Below are 16,798 nucleotides of genomic sequence, written 5' to 3' on the forward strand. Positions count from 1 at the left end.
TTTCAATGAATTGCTTGTAGTTTTTTGAATTTGAGGTACATTGCGATACGCCAGGGCGCCAGCATACCGAATGCTAGTATGAAGAATAATCCGCTTGTCTCTTCTATTGAAATATATTGGCCAAGATATAGCTTCAGGACGATTCGAAATAACAATAATCCGAGCAGAATATATACGAAAACTTTCGATCTTTTCAAATAAATCGCATCGGATCTGCGCTCAAATGAGGAAGTCCGGATCAACAGAAAAGAAAATATTATTCCGACAACAAATGCTTCCAGTGCTTCTCCCCATGGTACACGTGTGGGAGGATAAAGGAACATCAAAAAGCCTGTAGACATGAACAAGGGTGGTAATATTATTTTCCTGATGGTTGCCGGCTTCCGTGCCGCTTTCATTCTTATGTACAAGGCGACACACGCCATAAATAAAGCAAGAATACTACTTATGATTACCCACACACTACGTACTTCCCTTCCCCAAAAGCCTATCCACGATCCTCTGCAATCGTAAGGATGATTGTCATCGTCACACCAATGACCGTAAGATATACACCTAAATCAAACAGAACTGCAGTTGCAAGTTCCCTCTCACCTAATAACGGGAGGTGGAAATGACCAAACGTGTGACTTAAAAACGGCTGTCCGAATATAAAAGACCCTATTCCTGTTGCGAATGCAATCAGTAAGCCAGCAGCAATGAAGTAACGGAAATTTACTCTAAGGACTTTTTCCATCGTCTTTAAACCGAATGAAATATACAATAGGATGAATGCCCCTGCCGCCATCAATCCTCCGATGAATCCACCACCTGGCGCATTATGTCCTGCTAAGAACAAATTGACTGAAAATGCTAATATGACGAAGACGATGATTGTCGACGTTGTCTTAAGAATAATATCATTTGATCGCATTTTTCCATTTCTATCCCTTCTATATATGTATGGATTATCGATTGAGCATTTGAAACTTTAGTATTCCCTTTAACGATATAAAGAAAACTTAGCAAAGCCAAGCCTTAGCGCAGGCTGAGCTTTAGTTGCCCTTATATTGAAGAAAGTATTTATACTTTCTTTAAGTGTAACAAACAACAAAACCAGGTCAAATTAAAAGGGGGACCGCATACATCGGTGGTCACCCCTACCTTCCTTTTAAAAACCATAGAATCCATTGAAAAAGCGATTAGCAAGGAAGGAGGTCAGTTTTGTCATCCAATCGAAATAGAGGAACACGCCCATGAATATCATGATGGCCCCGCCTGCTTGCATCACTCTTCTGCTGTGCCGTTTGATCCAAGTCATCTGTCCCATGAAGAAGGACATGACGAAGAATGGAATTGAAAAACCGAGCACATAAGCTACCATATAAAACATCGCTTGCCCAGGGTTGGTAGCCGCTAAATAGATGACTCCAGATAGGATCGGTCCGGTGCACGGTGTCCATCCTGCTGCAAATCCCATGCCAATTCCAATTGAACCAAGGTATCCGGCAGGTCGTTTTTGAAACTTGAACCGTCGTTCTTTCATCAAAAAGTCTGGTTTGAATACACCTAAAACGACTAAACCGAAAAGGAATATCAAAATCGCACCGATTTGCCGGATCATATCTTTATATTGGAAAAAGAATGTTCCGAACCATGATGTACTTAGACCCAGGAAAATGAAAATACTTGAAAAACCTACGAGAAAAAGTGCGGTATGGAGTATTGCCCGTTTTCTGAGCATCCCCTTTTCTTCTTTCAGTTCATGAACCGAAACACCGGTGATATATGACAAAAATGCTGGATATAACGGAAGGCAGCATGGTGAAATGAAAGATAAGAATCCAGCACCTAATGCCAAAAATACATTAATATCAGCGGCCATTACCTCAACCCCTCGTCCGCTATTGAAGAATCTACTTTAAGTCTACTCTGTTGAATTGACAGGTTCAACTGGTGCACCAAGGTATTCTTCAAGTGTCAGATTTTGTTCATAAATGGCTTTAGCATGTTCCTTGCCGACATAGCGTAAATGCCAAGGTTCATATTGATAGCCGGTGACTCCTTCTTTCCCCTTCGGATAACGGACGATAAAGCCATATTTATGGGCATTGTCCTTCACCCATTTGCCTGCTGTCGTTTCACCAAATTCTTCAATTAAGCCAAAATCAACTTCTGGAGACGTCACATCCATGGTCAACCCTGTCTGATGTTCACTCTGACCAGCTTGCGCGCTATATTTGTTTGCTTCCTCATGACCATTCTTCTCTGCATTTGAAGCGAAGATTGATTTTTGAGTGGAATATGAACGATATCCGGATTGAGCTAATAATGGAATTCCGTCTGTTTCCGCTTGAGCAAACATTTCTTCAATCGCCTCTGCAGCAACCTCCTGCATCTGCTTTTTAGGATGATCCTCTTCGAAAGTGAATGGAATTTCCGGAACTGTCAATGTTTCAGGAATAAAGTCCTCAGGCAGGTTCCGTTCTTTGTTGACTAAGACCAATGGATCCATCACATTCGTAACGATTTTTTCACCATCTGCATTTACGGTGACCGTTTCTTCAGGAGAAGGAAGCTCCGGACCTTTGTCAGCTTCTTTCTCTTCTTCATCAGTATTTTGATCACTTTGATCATCTTGTTCCGGCTCTTTTGCATCGTCCTCTTTCTCTCCGGAAGGTTGTTCAGATGGCTGTTCTTCGGTCTGATCCTTTTTCTCAAAAGGATTCGGGATGGAAGAACAACCTGATAATAATAAAGATAGACTTGTAAAACTTATTAAAATCGTACGTATTTTCATGGTTTCACACCTTTATGTCTTCAATTCTGTTTTTTCATCATTGTTCGCAGGCTTAGAAGAAATGCGATACTCACGCCCATCAATATCATCTTTCCAAGCATATTCCATTCTAGCACCTGAGTGACTGCTAAAGCTTCTAATAGTAGTGCAGGAAACTTCCCCAAGGTGCTGGCTGCAAAAAATGTCCATATGGAAACAATGCCGATTGCAGAGAAAAACGTTACCACACCTGATGGCATGAAGGGCATGAGCCTGAGGCCAAAAATAAATAAGAATGCTTTCTTCCCTTCCAGCTCAATCAATCTCTTAGCTTTTGAATAGCGTTCCAGTTTTGTCCGGGTAAATTTCCTGAATCCTTTCCGATACAAAAGGAAGGCTAAGAGAGCACCTGCTGCCTCCCCTGCAAAGGAGATGGCAGTACCCCAAAAGAATCCGAAAAAATAAAGATTTGCAGCCGTCAAAAAATAACTCGGAAGAAAACCAGAAATCGCAATCAATATATTCAATGTAACACTGATCAGAACAGCAAGATGAGGGTAATCTCGAAACAGACTGATGATTGTATCTCCCATTACCCTCTCTCCTCACATCATGATTGATTCATTCATTTTATTAGACGTATCTTATACCCTTCTTGTTTCATACCAATTCATAGATCAACAATATGAATGATGTTGAAGCTTTTGAATCATATTCTTCACTTTCTCTAAGCCATCTTCAAGATTTTCGATAGCTAAATCAATGCCAGGTGAACAATATTGATGCGCAGTGAAATTGTATTTTGGATCATAATAGGATTTTAACAAAGCTCGGACTACATTTTCATAATCTTTAACATGAAAGGAAAGCAGCATCCTCTCATACACCTCAGAATCGAGTCGTTTCTTCAATAGGTGCAAAGCCTCCCCGATCTGATCATGAAACAGCTCTGGCTGATAAGTTTCACAAATCGATTGGACTCGGCTTTCTAATGGATAATGAATATGGAGCCGCTTCCCTTCTTCTTTTCCTCTTAAAATCCAGTCTGGTACAATCACCCGGCCGATCCGTTTACTCTCAGACTCGATAATGAAATACGGTTGTTGGTCGATTTGTTCGAGACGCCGGAATAAGTCACGATCGAACATTTTTTGTGAACGACCTTCGTTCCCGATTTCTCCGAAAATGGAGCCTCGATGTCCTGCCAGTCTTTCAAGGTTGATGACAGGATAGCCTTCCTCCTGAAGGATTTCCAATATGTCTGTCTTTCTGGTCCCCGTCAATCCTTCAAGCACGATGAACGGTTTCGGAGTTTCAGAATATTGTTCTAACTTAGCCGTAATATATTGGCGGTAGGAGCGGATCCCGCCGATCAGCTGACAGCAATCAAGACCCATCAGCTTCATGACTGAGGCAAAACTGTTGCTTCTCATACCGCCGCGAGCACAATAGATCAAGTATGGCTTGCTATCTGAATCAGCTAAGCCTTTCAATCGTTCAACCATTTGAGGGAGCTTCGGTGAAACAATGGAGAGACCGAGCATTTTCGCTTCTTCCTTTCCGATCTGCTTGTAGGTGGTCCCAACTTCCTCCCGCTCTTCATTGCTGAAAATCGGCACATTGGTCGCTCCTTCGATATGGAACTCTTGAAACTCCTTCGGTGATCGGACATCGATTATATGAAAATCTGCTAGATTGATCGATTCAATAGGAACAACTGGTACTGACCTGATTTCTGACATGCTATCAATCCCTTTTCTGACTATTCAAATCGTACCTTCATCGATTTATATTCGTCAAGGTATATACAACTTAATTCATGAATTAGACATTACTATTCACAGTATAACCGATAGATTTTCATTTAAAAAAGCACTCATCAATTTGAGTGCTTGTCCACCATCTATTTCATTTGTTTCTGCATTGCTTGCATCATCTGATTTATCTTCTTCTGGGATGGTTTTTGTCCCATCTGCATCATCATCACGCGTAACATGTTTTCGTTAATCGGTGGATTCTTCTTAAGATAACTCATCATATATTTGCGGGCAATAAAAAAGCCAAGCGCAGCACCAGCGAGCAACGCAACAAAGCCCACAACAAAATACATCCAATCCATGCTAAAACTTCTCCCTTCTGGTTGTCTAGAACTAGTGTACTATAAATTCCATTTCAAACTCAATATTTGGACTGCAATTTTTTAAAAGAATTGGATTTGTTTTTCTTAACTATGGTTTTCGGCATTCACTTAAAGTCGAGAACATCGAAGAAGATTTGACTCTATCAAAAAACGTCAAATGTTGATAAAAGTGAAAAAATGTACATATATCTTGAGAAATGTTTAATAAACTGGGAAAAGAAATGTACATAAATCGAATATGTTCAATAAACACTCACCTTAGATGTAGTGGGCTTGCTTGATCGGACTCAGCCATCCGATACTGTTCCCTTCCAAATCGACTGCTAGAAAGGAGCTCTCGATTCTCCGCAAATGCTCGAATACCAATGTTTCGGCTTCAAAACTCCCGGTTGAAATAAGCGACAGTTTCCTCCCCTTATTCGTCACGACAGCCCTGCTGCCTGTTGAATAGATAGTCAACTGCTGCTTTTCCTTCTTCATTTTGAATCCTTTTTGCATTGAATCAATCTTATTCATATGGTAATCAAACACGTGAAACGGAATCGATCGGGTAATATATTTATATTGTCGATCAATGATTTCAACTAATGATGGAACAGGACGAGAAGCCTCAACAAAAAAATGATAAAGAACCTGTTCCCGACCAAAATAATGAAAAGCGACTTCTTTTTCGATCAAGTAAATATCATAGTTTCGCACCGATATTCACTCCTATTTCCAGACTTGTCCATCTAGTATATCGAAGCGCAGGAAAAAGTGGTGTCAATCGGTGTAGGTTGTCAATGACTAGTTTTGTCGAATACCTGGAGATTACTTTTTGTAAATGCAAAAAACACCAGGCGTTTAGTGACCTGGTGTTCATCATTTGAATAAATTTAGTTGTTCAATAATGCTTTCACTTTTGCAACAACTTTTTCAACTGTAAAACCATATTCCTTGATGACTCTGTCACCAGGGGCAGAAGCTCCGAATCGGTCGATTGCAAGGACATCCCCTTCATCTCCGGTGTATTTGTGCCAGCCGTGAGATGCTCCCATTTCGATTGCAAGACGTTTCTTGATCGCTTTAGGTATGACGCTATCTTTATAATCTTGTGGCTGTTCCTCAAATCGATCCCATGATGGCATGCTTACAACAGAAACATTGATTCCTTCCTGTTCAAGCGCTTCTTTCGCTTCGACTGCAAGAGATACCTCTGAACCTGTAGCAAGTAACAGCACATCAGCTGGTCCTTCCGTAGCAGGTTCTACCACATATGCCCCTTTACGTACTCCATCTTCGTTAGAACCTTTCAATGTAGGAACGCCTTGTCTTGTCAATACGAGTGCAGTAGGATTCGACTGACTCTCAAGTGCAATTTTCCATGCTGCCACGGCTTCGTTACCGTCAGCAGGTCGGATGATGCTAAGATTAGGCATCGCACGTAAAGAAGAAAGCTGCTCAACTGGTTCGTGGGTAGGTCCGTCTTCACCAACCGCGATGGAATCGTGAGTCAGTACATATGTCACAGGAAGTCCCATCAAGGCAGAGAGTCTCATAGCAGGGCGAAGATAATCTGAGAATACGAAGAATGTACCACCATATACCTTCAAGCCTCCATGCAACTGCATACCGTTAAGTGCAGCTGCCATAGCAAATTCACGGACACCGAACCAGATATTACGGCCACTGTAGTCGTTACGTGAGAATGTTCCTTTGTCTTTCATCATCGTTTTGTTCGAGCCAGCGAGATCTGCAGAACCGCCGAAGAAATTGGGTACGCGGTTAGCAATTGCATTCAGCGCTTCACCAGATGATGCACGTGTTGCAAGCTTGTCTTCTCCAGCAACATATTGCGGAAGCTCAGCATCCCATCCTTCAGGCAATTCTCCTTTAATCGCTTTCGATAATTGACCTGCTAGCTCAGGGTGTTTCTGTTGATACGCTTCAAACAATTCATTCCATTGTTGTTCCTTTTGAGCACCTTTTTCTTGAAGTTGACTGAAGTGGTCTCTCACTTCATTCGGAACATGAAAATCTTCTTCAAATGTCCACTTGTACGCTTCCTTTGTCAATTTGATTTCATCTGTTCCAAGCGGTGCACCGTGAGAAGCAGATTTTCCGGATTTATTCGGTGAACCGTGACCGATGACTGTTTTCACTTCAATCAAAGTAGGACGGTCCGTGTTGGCTCTAGCTTCAGCAATTGCTTTGTCCAATGTGTCAAAATCAGTTCCTTCTTCTACGTAGATTACTTGCCAGCCGTAAGCTTCAAAACGATCTTTAACACTTTCAGAGAAGGACATGTGAAGGTCACCATCGAGAGAAATATCGTTGGAATCATACATGACGATCAAACGACCAAGACGCAGATGCCCTGCAAGAGATGCAGCTTCCGCTGATACACCTTCCATCAAATCACCATCACCACAGATGCTGTAGGTATAGTGATCAACAACATTGAAATCATCACGATTGTATGTAGCAGCCAAATGACGTTCTGCCATCGCCATACCAACGGCCATTGCAACTCCTTGACCTAGTGGTCCTGTAGTTGCTTCAACACCTGGTGTATCTCCGTATTCAGGATGTCCTGGTGTCTTGCTCCCCCATTGTCGGAAGTTCTTCAAATCTTCTAATGATACGTCGTATCCGAAAAGATGCAGCAGACTATATAAAAGCATGGAACCGTGACCAGCTGATAACACAAAACGGTCTCTATTGAACCAATCAGGGTTTAATGGGTTATGGTTCATATGCTTACTCCATAATGCATAAGCCATCGGCGCAGCGCCCATTGGCATACCTGGATGTCCAGAATTTGCTTTTTCTACGCTATCGATGGACAAAGTACGAATTGTATTGATTGATAATTGCTCAATTGAAGTTGACACGACGATTCATCCTTTCTTGTTACACCTTTATTCTTTCATTCCTTTTCCATGATATACTCTCTAATCAAAATTCACAAGACTCGGGGTCATTCGTCATAAAAATTCAAAATTGTACGGATTTTAAACAAAGCTATCTTTGAGATTTGTTATTCTAAAAGGCTCTTTTCTAAAAGATTGCTGCTTTTGAGTTAGTTTTAAATACTCAACTTGTGCAAGTTGATTGGAGAGCAAGGTGCGAGACTCCTCGAAATTGAAAATCGCATTTTCTTCGTGCGATGTAACGCTGCCGAAGCTTTCCTTGTCCTGCGGGGTCAGCGTGCCTACTACCTGAATAATCTCCTCGCAAGGCATGCGACGAGGAAGCTCGCTTCGACAGGACTTTCTTGTAGACGCAGGAGCACAAATGCTTCCTTGAAAAGGAGACTCCTGAGGTCGCAAGGCAATGAGTGGGCTCACCGCACGCCCCGCGGAAAGCGAGCATCCTGGAGCGGAATTCAACGGCTCTTAAAGAAAACTTGGCGAGACCAAGCCTTTTGTAGGTCGAGCCTTAGTTGCCCTTATACTGAAGAAAGTATTTTATACTTTCTTTAAGTGCAAGAGCAACCAAGTTTGCGAAAACAGCCTTCTAAAATGTTGATTTTTTCAGCAGAACACAGGGTTTCATAATCAAGTCATAGTATAGCATGCAAAACAAAAATGCCTCTACCATCTGTTATGGTACAGGCATTTCTTTAAGTATCTTCAATTAAGCTATACTCGGTAATTCAATTTGGAAATGATCAGTGGAATCATCATAGTCCATTTTCATTTCTTCTACAAACCAAACTTCATGAGGTCTAACAAAAAAGCGGATTCCATCAACTTCCTGTACGTAATCATCGTCCATTGGCAGGCCACGTTCTACACCAATACATAGTCCTGATTCACTTCCTGCATATCGGCAGAATAGTTGAAGTGCATCCCCGTTTTCCAATCCCATTTCTTGTCTGTACATTTCCACTACTGGACTTGTAATTGAGAACATCAGTTCATCCACTCCCTCAGCTGTTGTTATATAACAGTATATCAAAAACTAGAACTGATGCAATACAAAAACAAGCCTAATTTGAACTCTTTTTCAAATCAGGCTTGTTTATTAGTGATAACGCTTCTTTTCATTTTTTAATTTGTCAGGGGTGACGTCATTTCCTTCAGGATCAACAACCTTTATCGAGCGTAATTGATTCTTGAAACCACCGCGGAATGCTTTCAAATATTCTTTTCGCAATTTTTGTTGTTCTTCCTGTTCTTTCTTATTTAAACCTTCGTTCTTTGCTTTTCGTGCAAGTTCATTGATCCGATCTATTTTTTGTTTCGATAGCATTGCCATACTCCTTTTACAAGACTTGATTATTTTATTCTAACGTATTTCCAATCATATTTCTAATCATCTGTCCGGTCACTATTGTTCTGATGATCCTGGTAACGCCTATGTACTGTAGCTTTTGAGACATCATAGCCAAATCCTTGTAAAGTCGTGGCAATCTCCTGGAACGTCAAATCCAAGTTTCTAAGACGAACAATTTCTTCGGTTGGGATCTCTTTCTTATCACGTCCGCCTTGATTCAAGTTAGATAGATTCTTTTCAGGTCGATATCCACCCTCAACAGCGCGCTTCATACCTCTCTTTATCTTAGCGTTATGAAGTTTTCGCTGGTAATCTTCAACTAAACTTACGATTTCAAGAACCATCGAGTCAGCCTCTGTCAATTGGAGTTCGCCCTGTTCACTGATTGTAAAACATTTCACTCCATACTTACCTAGAGTATGAAGAATCGCGATTTTCGCACTTCCTCTTCCGATTCTTGTTTCATCCTGGACAAGGAGGACATCTATTTTTTCATCCTTTGCAAGATCTAAAACTTGCAGCATCCCTTCACGATCAACATCATATCCACTCTTCATTTCATGGATCGATTCAACGACCGTGAAGTTAAAATGATCGGCTAATTGATTCAGTTCAGCTTCCTGACGTTCAAGTGAGGATGCCTGTGTTTCCTTTTCAGTACTTACCCTGCAATAAATGAGTGCTCTCATAATATGTTCCCTTCACAGTGTATTACTTGGATGCAAGTTGATTCTTGTCCGCTTCAACCGGAATGACGACTGTGTCTCCTGGCTGCAGCTTTTCCGCCTTCACTCCATTCGTGCTTTCGACCCACTTGACGAAAGCATCTGTTGTAAAGGTGTGGTTCTCTTTGAACTTCGTTGATAATTCCCAGAGAGTATCACCTTCCTCAATCTTAACATCTATGTAATTCTCTGTTGTATCAGATTTTGCGTTCACAAAAGAATATGTGCCCATGATCATCCCTACAGCTATCAATACAATAACAAAAGACCAACCGTTCTGCCTGTTTGTTTTTTTCACCTTAAAAACCTCCGATACGAATACTTGTTCTCATTTGTTGATTTCATTGTATTAAGAACGTTTGTTCCTGTCAACAGTTTTTTCTCGAACTTATGTTTGTGTTTTTGTCGAACAAGTGATATACTTAATGCAATAATTGAGGAGAAAAGAGGTGGACAGAATGAAACTATCACGCCGTCAACAAGATATACTTAATTACATAAAGTTCGAGGTCAAACATAAGGGTTATCCCCCTTCTGTCCGTGAAATAGGTGAAGCAGTCGGACTCGCTTCAAGTTCGACAGTTCATGGACACCTGTCCCGTCTGGAGAAAAAAGGACTAATCAGACGAGATCCGACAAAACCGAGAGCGATCGAAGTCATCACTGAGGATATGGATACTACCATTCCAAAAAGTGAATCTATCAATATTCCTGTAATCGGTAAAGTAACGGCAGGTCAACCTATTACCGCGATCGAGAATGTAGAAGAGTATTTCCCTCTACCAGATCATATGGTCGGAGATGACAATGTATTCGCATTAGTTGTCCAGGGTGATAGTATGATAGAAGCAGGAATCTATGATGGGGATATGGTGATCGTCAAGCAACAGCCGTCAGCTAATAACGGGGACATCGTCGTTGCGATGACAGAAGATGATGAAGCGACAGTCAAACGGTTCTTCAAGGAAAAAGATTTCATTCGTCTACAACCAGAAAATTCTTCGTTGGAGCCGATCATTCTTAACAGCGTCACTATTCTAGGAAAAGTAATCGGTGTATATAGAACGTTACATTAATAAGGGACATAGAAAAAAGAAGCGAGCATGATCACCGCTTCTTTTTTATGCAATAAATTCAAACTTTTAAATATTGGTCTTTTGAAAAAAGGCTTCGTGGGCTGTAGTTGGTTGCGCAAACCATTCTGCCACATTATCAGCAATTGACTGATCCTCCGCTCCTTGAACTAATAATTCAATGATATGTTGTGGAATCGGCTGGGTCATTGCATTGGTCCACTCTGTCACCTCTTTTACATAAGGTTTTACACGCTCCCAATAGGATTCCCCGACTTGGCTATCCCAACCTGTATCCTTATTTTCAATCAAGGTCTCATACAATTTTTCTGCACAATATGAGCCAAGGTTACATCCTTGCCCAGTGATTGGATCATTCAAAAACACACTATCCCCGCAACCGACGACCAAACGATCATTAAATGTTAAGTAAGGTTTTCTGATTTCCGGTTTGATGGCCACTTGAAGAAAAGCGCCTTCATCCGATAATGAAAAATTTTCTTCTTCAACACGTTCATATATATTAGGGAAAAACGATTCAAGGACTACTTTCATTCTGGCAGTGAATTCTTCACCACTTTTTATACCTTTAAAGACATCGAGTTTTTGGTTCGGAATAGGCATAAGGAAGAGAATGCTGACCTGTCCTTCTTCAGTCATTGCTGGGATTTCGAACATTTCACCGATCTCAGGAAGGATCGTTACGTTAACACCTAGAGGTTTTTCTGGCGTTATCCCTGTAAAATATCCTACTGCACATTTTCTTTGTGGCTGGTGAAATGGAGACAATGGTATATTGAGGGGAAAAGAAAAAAGAGGACCAGATTTTCCAGAACAATCAATGATTAAATCAAAATCGCTAGTCAATTTTCTTAGTTGTTCTTCATCAACTTTAGCATAGTGAAAAACTACACCTTTTTCTTTAAGATCTTCTATGCAATGGGAAAAGTAAAGCCGTTGATCTATTGATGAAGCCGATTCTTTCAACCTGCCGACAAATAGTTTTTGATCCCCAACTGTGATATGTATGCTTTCAAGAAGAGGAGTCGCTTCCCATTCAGGCATATGGAACCGTCTTTCACGTAAGCGAGTAGGTCCAAAGTGTACCTGTGTAGACATTATGCGTCCTTTACGGATTTCTTCTGGAAGACTAGAATGAAAAACTGTCAAATCGAAATCCTTTCTGAGTGCATAAGCAAGATGCAAACCTGCAGTTCCACTGCCGACAATACCTATCTTCTTTTTCACAACTATCCGCTCCTTTAATCGGGATTCAAAATAGAGGAATCAGAGACCCTTTGATAGTCCTTAGTGTATTTCTACTAGAACGTGCTGTAAATGCTCCAAATTGTTTATTTAATTGGCCGCTTATGCACTACCTAAGAAGCTGTATGTTCATTTAATAGTTGAGAATTTTTCTTTATACCTCAATATCCTTTTGTAATTTTTCCATTAGACCGATCGGGATTTCCTGTTTCATTAGTGTCTGGTTGATTTTCTGTACTTCAATGAAGTCCAACCATTCTTTTTCTATTTCATTTACTTCTTTCTCATAAACCTTCGGAAATAAGGATTCCAACTCGGGCTTATTATAAATCTGCATATATTTTTCTAAACCGTACGTCTCGATTAAGTAATTTTGAAAAAGAACTTGTTTGCACATAAAAAAGCCAACGATTTTCAATCTGTTTTCGTAAATCATTCATTTCAAAAGCTATCTCGGGATCGATCAACTTTTCGATCGGTAAATTGATTTCCTCTTCTCTTAAGAACTTCATTAGTTCATGACTGTTGAAAGAAAAAAATGTTGCCGGTTCATTCGATGTGATTTTTTTATCTAAATACATTGCCAAGCCATCAAGAGTGAAATATCCTGCATTTTTAAAATCATAGCCCAACAAAGCATGGACAAGTTCATGGACTAAGGCTTCTCTTTCATCATCCACATTATACAGATAGATGATACCGTTCCAATAATGAGACAATCCATTATCTTTTTTCAATTCTATAAAGACTTCCTGCCCTTTGTTAGTAAAGCCTGTGATCTTTCTTATTTCATTATAGGCATGTAGAGTATCTCTTTTTATCCTTATAAGAGTGGATTCTGAGAATGAACCATCATTTAAAATTATGAATGAGACCACCCCATCATCACTGTTGAACTCCGTATATGGATCTGTGTTCATTTCAACCTGATCCATCATACCTTCACTTTTGAGTTTTTCTTCCGATTCGGCACACCCTGTCAATAAAACGACCACTAAAAAAATAGTACCACTACGTTTATTCCAGTTCGTTTTCATAAATCACCTTCACATTATTTGTTAACTTCATATACGGTTCTGAACTGGATAATGTTCCCTTTTAACTTTTAGATGCAGAAATAATAGAAATCTTCTAAAAATGGATTGACAAAAGTTCGTATTCCTTGTAGGGTATTAGTTAACTTTATACGGAGAAACATCCTTATCGAGAGCAGGGGAGGAAATTGGTCCTATGAACCTGCAGCAACCTGTTATTTTCTATTGAAAATAATAAGGTGCTACGTCCAACAGACTTTATGTCTGACAGATGAGGAAGAGAAAAACAGCCTCTTCCTCTTGGAAGGGGTTTTTTTCTGTTTTAAAGGGATTGAATGTACGGTTTTTCAACTACAACAAAGGAGGCAACAGGATGACAACAGTAGGTTATTGGTTCATAGGATTTGCATTGGCTTATACGTTTTTATTGATCGTAGTCAGCCGGGTGGCGAGGAAACGAGCGAGAGATGGAAATGGCTTTTTTGTTGGCGGCAGAGGGTTCAATACATTTTTCGTCATGGTCTGTATCACCGGTCTCTTTTCCGGGTCTTCCTATATCGCCATTCTAGAACTCAGTTACCATACCGGAATTTCAGCTATTTGGTATGGCGTGGCGGAAACGGTACATGTCTTGATCATCGCTCTATTATTGATAGCACCATTCAGAAAAAGAGCGTTGGTTACCATTTCAGGATTACTTGGTGATCGTTATGGTGAAAAGGTCCGCGGGGTGGCTGGAGCGATTACAGCATTCACGTTTCCGATGTGGTCAGTTGCGACCGCTCTGGCATTCGCTTCTGCTCTTTCAGTATTTACAGGGGTTTCACTCGTTTTATCTGTAGCATTGACTGCATTGTTGCTCTTTGTCTATTTACAATTTGGAGGTATGTGGTCTGTCGGTTTCACACAAATGAGCAATGTTGTCGTATTTTTCATCATGCTGGCAATCGGTACGTATGCGTTCTTCCTTAATCCTGGTATAGATGGCATTAACCGATTATTTACTGAAAAACCAGAGTATGCAGCCTGGGATACAGCTGGCCTGCAAACGATTTTGGCTTGGTTCGGGACATTCTTATTCAATGTGATTCTTGCTCAGGCAGCATTTCAGATGGCGTTATCTTGTAAAACGCCTGAACAAGGACGTCGCGGCCTACTCTACGCTTCCCTTCTTGGTATTCCGTTGATTGTAGGAGCAGTTATTTTCGGATTATCAGCTGCACAGGTTGTTCCAGGTGAAGCACGCGGCTTGATTGCAGTACCGCTCTATTTGATGAAAACGTTACCTGCACCGTTGGTTGGTCTGTTTTTCTTAGGCTTTTGGGCAGCCGCATTAAGCTGGGGTGCACCTTGCCAGTTTTCTGGCGCTACAAGTCTTGGTCGAGATGTCGGAAAAGCTCTGAACCCTAAAGCTACCGAACTTCAGCTTGTCCGTTATACAAAATGGTCGTTATTGGTATTGACAGGATTGATGGTCGGTTTCGCCCTTCTACGGTCTGAACAATCTGCATGGTGGAATGTGGTTGCCTGGGTGACCCGCAATTCCGCGACATTCGCACCTGTAGTTGCTGCTCTTTTCTGGCCCTTGGTTACGAAACGCGCAGCATTGGTTTCATTGTTTACAGGCGCATTTTCCGGATTGCTCTGGTATCACCTCAGCGGTTGGGCAATCAATGATTTCTATTTGAATGTCCATCCAGTGTGGATAGGGATGACGTTCAATATCATCACCATTGTTACGATCAGCTTGATTGAAAACGCTGGGAGATGGGAATGGAGTGTCTCTTTCAATAGTCTTGGATTTTACACATTTGTTTTCGCTATCGGCCTGATTACTCTTTCAATTGTATCTTTCCCTCTCTTACACCAAAATGGATTGATCGGTGTAGTCGTCTCGTTGATCGCAACCAGCCTTTTCATTTCTTGCATAAACTTTTTTAAAGAAAAAGAAAGGATTATAAATGAACGAAAAGAGTGGCGCATAGGTTGATGGACTATCAGGGTTACAGGGATGTCCGAAAGGTGTCTGACACTTTTCGGACATCCCCATTTTTTATTAATAAAACACCCTCGTAGCCAGACATAAAATACGTAAGGTTACAAACCCTATATAATGAAGGTAGTCATCATTTAAACTGACGAGGTTATCTATGACGAAAACAGCGCTGACATCCATTAAGAAACATCTATTGGAAATATGTATCTTCCTTTGTCTCATACTCCCCCCAATAGGTGTTCTGTTACTATTGATCATTGGAAGTTACCATTTGCACCAGACTTGGAAAAATAGCGAGGGAATGATGTTGACCCCTGGCCTTTTCCTTCTTGCATGTATGTTCATTTCATCATTTTTTGCCTCAATTGTTTTGGGAGATCTTTCGTATTTTTTAGTCCCAGCACTGATCATCGCTTACACTGGAATTTATAAAAAAATCCAGAAAGATGGTGTCGAGAGAACTTTTTCAGCATATAAATGGATCACCATATTCGCAGGCGTATACTTCTACTGTTTGTACCCTTTCCAAGAAATTTTGATCAGTCCTACATACAAGAACTATATCAGAGGGACAGCATTGGTTGGTCAGGTGGGGTTCCATGATTACCAGAGGTTGATCGGGGCTGCATACAATCCTAATTTTTCAGTGACATTGCTCCTTTTAGGATTATCATTCCTACTTGCAGAGTGTTTAAAAAACCTGAGAAAAGATTGTTATTCCAAGGCAGGTGGTCAAGGAGTTTTAACTTTGATCTTTATCCATGCTGTCTTTTTAACTGGATCCAGAGCTGGCTTTTCTGCAATGGTGGTCATTTTCCTATTATTTTTATTTCGCCTGAATAGAATATTGACTTTCAGCCTGATGATAATTATGGGGTTGAATATAAACTTGATATTGGACTGGATGCCACGGAATGAAAATCTTTTACAATCTGCAATAAGAAGAAAGGAAATTTGGGAAAATTCAATCCAGCTGTGGCAGGAAAATGCCTTGTTCGGGTTGACACCACTGGGATTTGGTAAAGAATATCTTCTTCATTTCAACGAGCATATCCCCCATGCCCACAACTTGATTTTAGGCATATTCACGGAATACGGCACTCTTGGAGGAACTGCTTTCCTGATCGTACTCTTCATCAATGTGTACAAGGGGATCTATCTTTATTTTACGAAACAAAACGTCAAGCAACTTGATACGCTCTTACTTTCACTACCCGTGATCCTATTGACTGGTATTTTTGATTATGTGCTTTTCTCTCCACAGATTGCGTTAATAGGAATCATTTTAATTGCGTACTGGGACAAATATACGGCAGGACTCCCCATTTGGAGTTCATGGATGTTAAGTATACCAAGATGGAGTGATCGGCTCTTCTATAAAAAGCGGGATTGGTGATCAATAACGCACTTTATGGCTTTATTAAAGTACTTATTGGTTTAGAAAGAAATTTGCGACACTCCTGCGTGAAAGATTAGCGGAATGAATTTCTTACATTCAACACGAACAAAGCCATTTTTATAAAAAAAGCATCAGACCTGAAGTTGG

General features: G+C 40.7%; 20 protein-coding genes and 1 riboswitch. Of the genes, 3 read left to right on the forward strand and 17 right to left on the reverse strand.

The annotated features are described in order from the left end of the window. Positions 1–2 precede the first annotated feature (2 nt). The 14 genes from ACTWQL_RS07475 to yneA form a co-directional block, all read right to left on the reverse strand. On the reverse strand, positions 3–461 hold the full coding sequence (locus tag ACTWQL_RS07475; RefSeq protein WP_443141824.1) for a CcdC family protein: 459 nt from the start codon (positions 459–461) through the stop codon (positions 3–5). Between the two features lie 26 nt (positions 462–487). Further along, complete coding sequence (locus ACTWQL_RS07480) at positions 488–913, reverse strand: Na(+)/H(+) antiporter subunit B (RefSeq protein ID WP_443141825.1); 426 nt, start codon at positions 911–913, stop codon at positions 488–490. A 237-nt stretch (positions 914–1,150) separates the two neighbouring features. Beyond that, a complete protein-coding gene (locus tag ACTWQL_RS07485; protein ID WP_443141826.1) occupies positions 1,151–1,864 on the reverse strand; it encodes a cytochrome c biogenesis CcdA family protein in 714 nt (237 codons plus the stop codon). 42 nt (positions 1,865–1,906) lie between these two features. After that, on the reverse strand, positions 1,907–2,779 hold the full coding sequence (locus tag ACTWQL_RS07490) for a M15 family metallopeptidase (protein WP_443141827.1): 873 nt from the start codon (positions 2,777–2,779) through the stop codon (positions 1,907–1,909). A gap of 20 nt (positions 2,780–2,799) precedes the next feature. Continuing rightward, positions 2,800–3,351: a TVP38/TMEM64 family protein gene (locus ACTWQL_RS07495; RefSeq protein WP_443141828.1), complete on the reverse strand. Its 552-nt coding sequence runs from the start codon at positions 3,349–3,351 to the stop codon at positions 2,800–2,802. Positions 3,352–3,435: 84 nt separating this feature from the next. Beyond that, complete coding sequence (gene mnmH, locus ACTWQL_RS07500) at positions 3,436–4,500, reverse strand: tRNA 2-selenouridine(34) synthase MnmH (RefSeq protein ID WP_443141829.1); 1,065 nt, start codon at positions 4,498–4,500, stop codon at positions 3,436–3,438. A 161-nt stretch (positions 4,501–4,661) separates the two neighbouring features. Then, the gene (locus tag ACTWQL_RS07505; protein ID WP_221564615.1) at positions 4,662–4,877 is read right to left on the reverse strand and encodes a YneF family protein; all 216 of its coding nucleotides are present in this window, start codon (positions 4,875–4,877) and stop codon (positions 4,662–4,664) included. Between the two features lie 279 nt (positions 4,878–5,156). After that, positions 5,157–5,597, reverse strand: a complete 441-nt coding sequence (gene sirA / locus ACTWQL_RS07510) for a sporulation inhibitor of replication protein SirA (protein WP_443141830.1) — start codon at positions 5,595–5,597, stop codon at positions 5,157–5,159. A gap of 176 nt (positions 5,598–5,773) precedes the next feature. Beyond that, the gene (gene tkt, locus ACTWQL_RS07515) at positions 5,774–7,771 is read right to left on the reverse strand and encodes a transketolase (protein WP_443141831.1); all 1,998 of its coding nucleotides are present in this window, start codon (positions 7,769–7,771) and stop codon (positions 5,774–5,776) included. Positions 7,772–7,891: 120 nt separating this feature from the next. Beyond that, entirely contained in the window at positions 7,892–8,122 is a 231-nt protein-coding gene (locus ACTWQL_RS07520; protein ID WP_443141832.1) for a hypothetical protein, read from the reverse strand. Between the two features lie 394 nt (positions 8,123–8,516). Next, entirely contained in the window at positions 8,517–8,795 is a 279-nt protein-coding gene (locus tag ACTWQL_RS07525; protein WP_443141833.1) for a HesB/YadR/YfhF family protein, read from the reverse strand. Between the two features lie 111 nt (positions 8,796–8,906). After that, a complete protein-coding gene (locus ACTWQL_RS07530; RefSeq protein WP_443141834.1) occupies positions 8,907–9,134 on the reverse strand; it encodes a DUF896 domain-containing protein in 228 nt (75 codons plus the stop codon). 59 nt (positions 9,135–9,193) lie between these two features. Further along, positions 9,194–9,847: a YneB family resolvase-like protein gene (locus tag ACTWQL_RS07535; protein WP_443141835.1), complete on the reverse strand. Its 654-nt coding sequence runs from the start codon at positions 9,845–9,847 to the stop codon at positions 9,194–9,196. A 22-nt stretch (positions 9,848–9,869) separates the two neighbouring features. Next, the gene (gene yneA, locus ACTWQL_RS07540; RefSeq protein ID WP_443141836.1) at positions 9,870–10,181 is read right to left on the reverse strand and encodes a cell division suppressor protein YneA; all 312 of its coding nucleotides are present in this window, start codon (positions 10,179–10,181) and stop codon (positions 9,870–9,872) included. Positions 10,182–10,341: 160 nt separating this feature from the next. Between yneA and lexA the strand changes: the two genes are divergently transcribed. After that, entirely contained in the window at positions 10,342–10,959 is a 618-nt protein-coding gene (lexA, locus tag ACTWQL_RS07545; protein WP_443141854.1) for a transcriptional repressor LexA, read from the forward strand. A 66-nt stretch (positions 10,960–11,025) separates the two neighbouring features. On the opposite strand, the gene ACTWQL_RS07550 is transcribed toward lexA, so the two are convergent. From ACTWQL_RS07550 to ACTWQL_RS07560, 3 genes are all read right to left on the reverse strand, one after another. Continuing rightward, on the reverse strand, positions 11,026–12,204 hold the full coding sequence (locus tag ACTWQL_RS07550) for a styrene monooxygenase/indole monooxygenase family protein (RefSeq protein ID WP_443141837.1): 1,179 nt from the start codon (positions 12,202–12,204) through the stop codon (positions 11,026–11,028). 172 nt (positions 12,205–12,376) lie between these two features. Then, a complete protein-coding gene (locus ACTWQL_RS07555) occupies positions 12,377–12,559 on the reverse strand; it encodes a hypothetical protein (RefSeq protein ID WP_443141838.1) in 183 nt (60 codons plus the stop codon). Beyond that, positions 12,546–13,259 carry a hypothetical protein gene (locus ACTWQL_RS07560; protein ID WP_443141839.1) on the reverse strand — a complete coding sequence of 238 codons (714 nt, stop codon included), beginning with the start codon at positions 13,257–13,259 and terminating at the stop codon, positions 12,546–12,548. Before ACTWQL_RS07560 ends, ACTWQL_RS07555 begins: the two co-directional genes overlap by 14 nt. Before the next feature lie 160 nt (positions 13,260–13,419). Continuing rightward, positions 13,420–13,534, forward strand: a riboswitch (SAM riboswitch). 95 nt (positions 13,535–13,629) lie between these two features. Between ACTWQL_RS07560 and ACTWQL_RS07565 the strand changes: the two genes are divergently transcribed. Both ACTWQL_RS07565 and ACTWQL_RS07570 read left to right on the forward strand, forming a co-directional pair. Continuing rightward, a complete protein-coding gene (locus ACTWQL_RS07565) occupies positions 13,630–15,246 on the forward strand; it encodes a sodium:solute symporter family protein (RefSeq protein WP_443141840.1) in 1,617 nt (538 codons plus the stop codon). 160 nt (positions 15,247–15,406) lie between these two features. After that, the gene (locus ACTWQL_RS07570) at positions 15,407–16,648 is read left to right on the forward strand and encodes an O-antigen ligase family protein (protein ID WP_443141841.1); all 1,242 of its coding nucleotides are present in this window, start codon (positions 15,407–15,409) and stop codon (positions 16,646–16,648) included. The last annotated feature ends 150 nt before the right edge of the window (positions 16,649–16,798 follow it).

This window comes from Pseudalkalibacillus sp. R45 (assembly GCF_052246725.1).
GTDB lineage: Bacteria > Bacillota > Bacilli > Bacillales > Fictibacillaceae > Pseudalkalibacillus.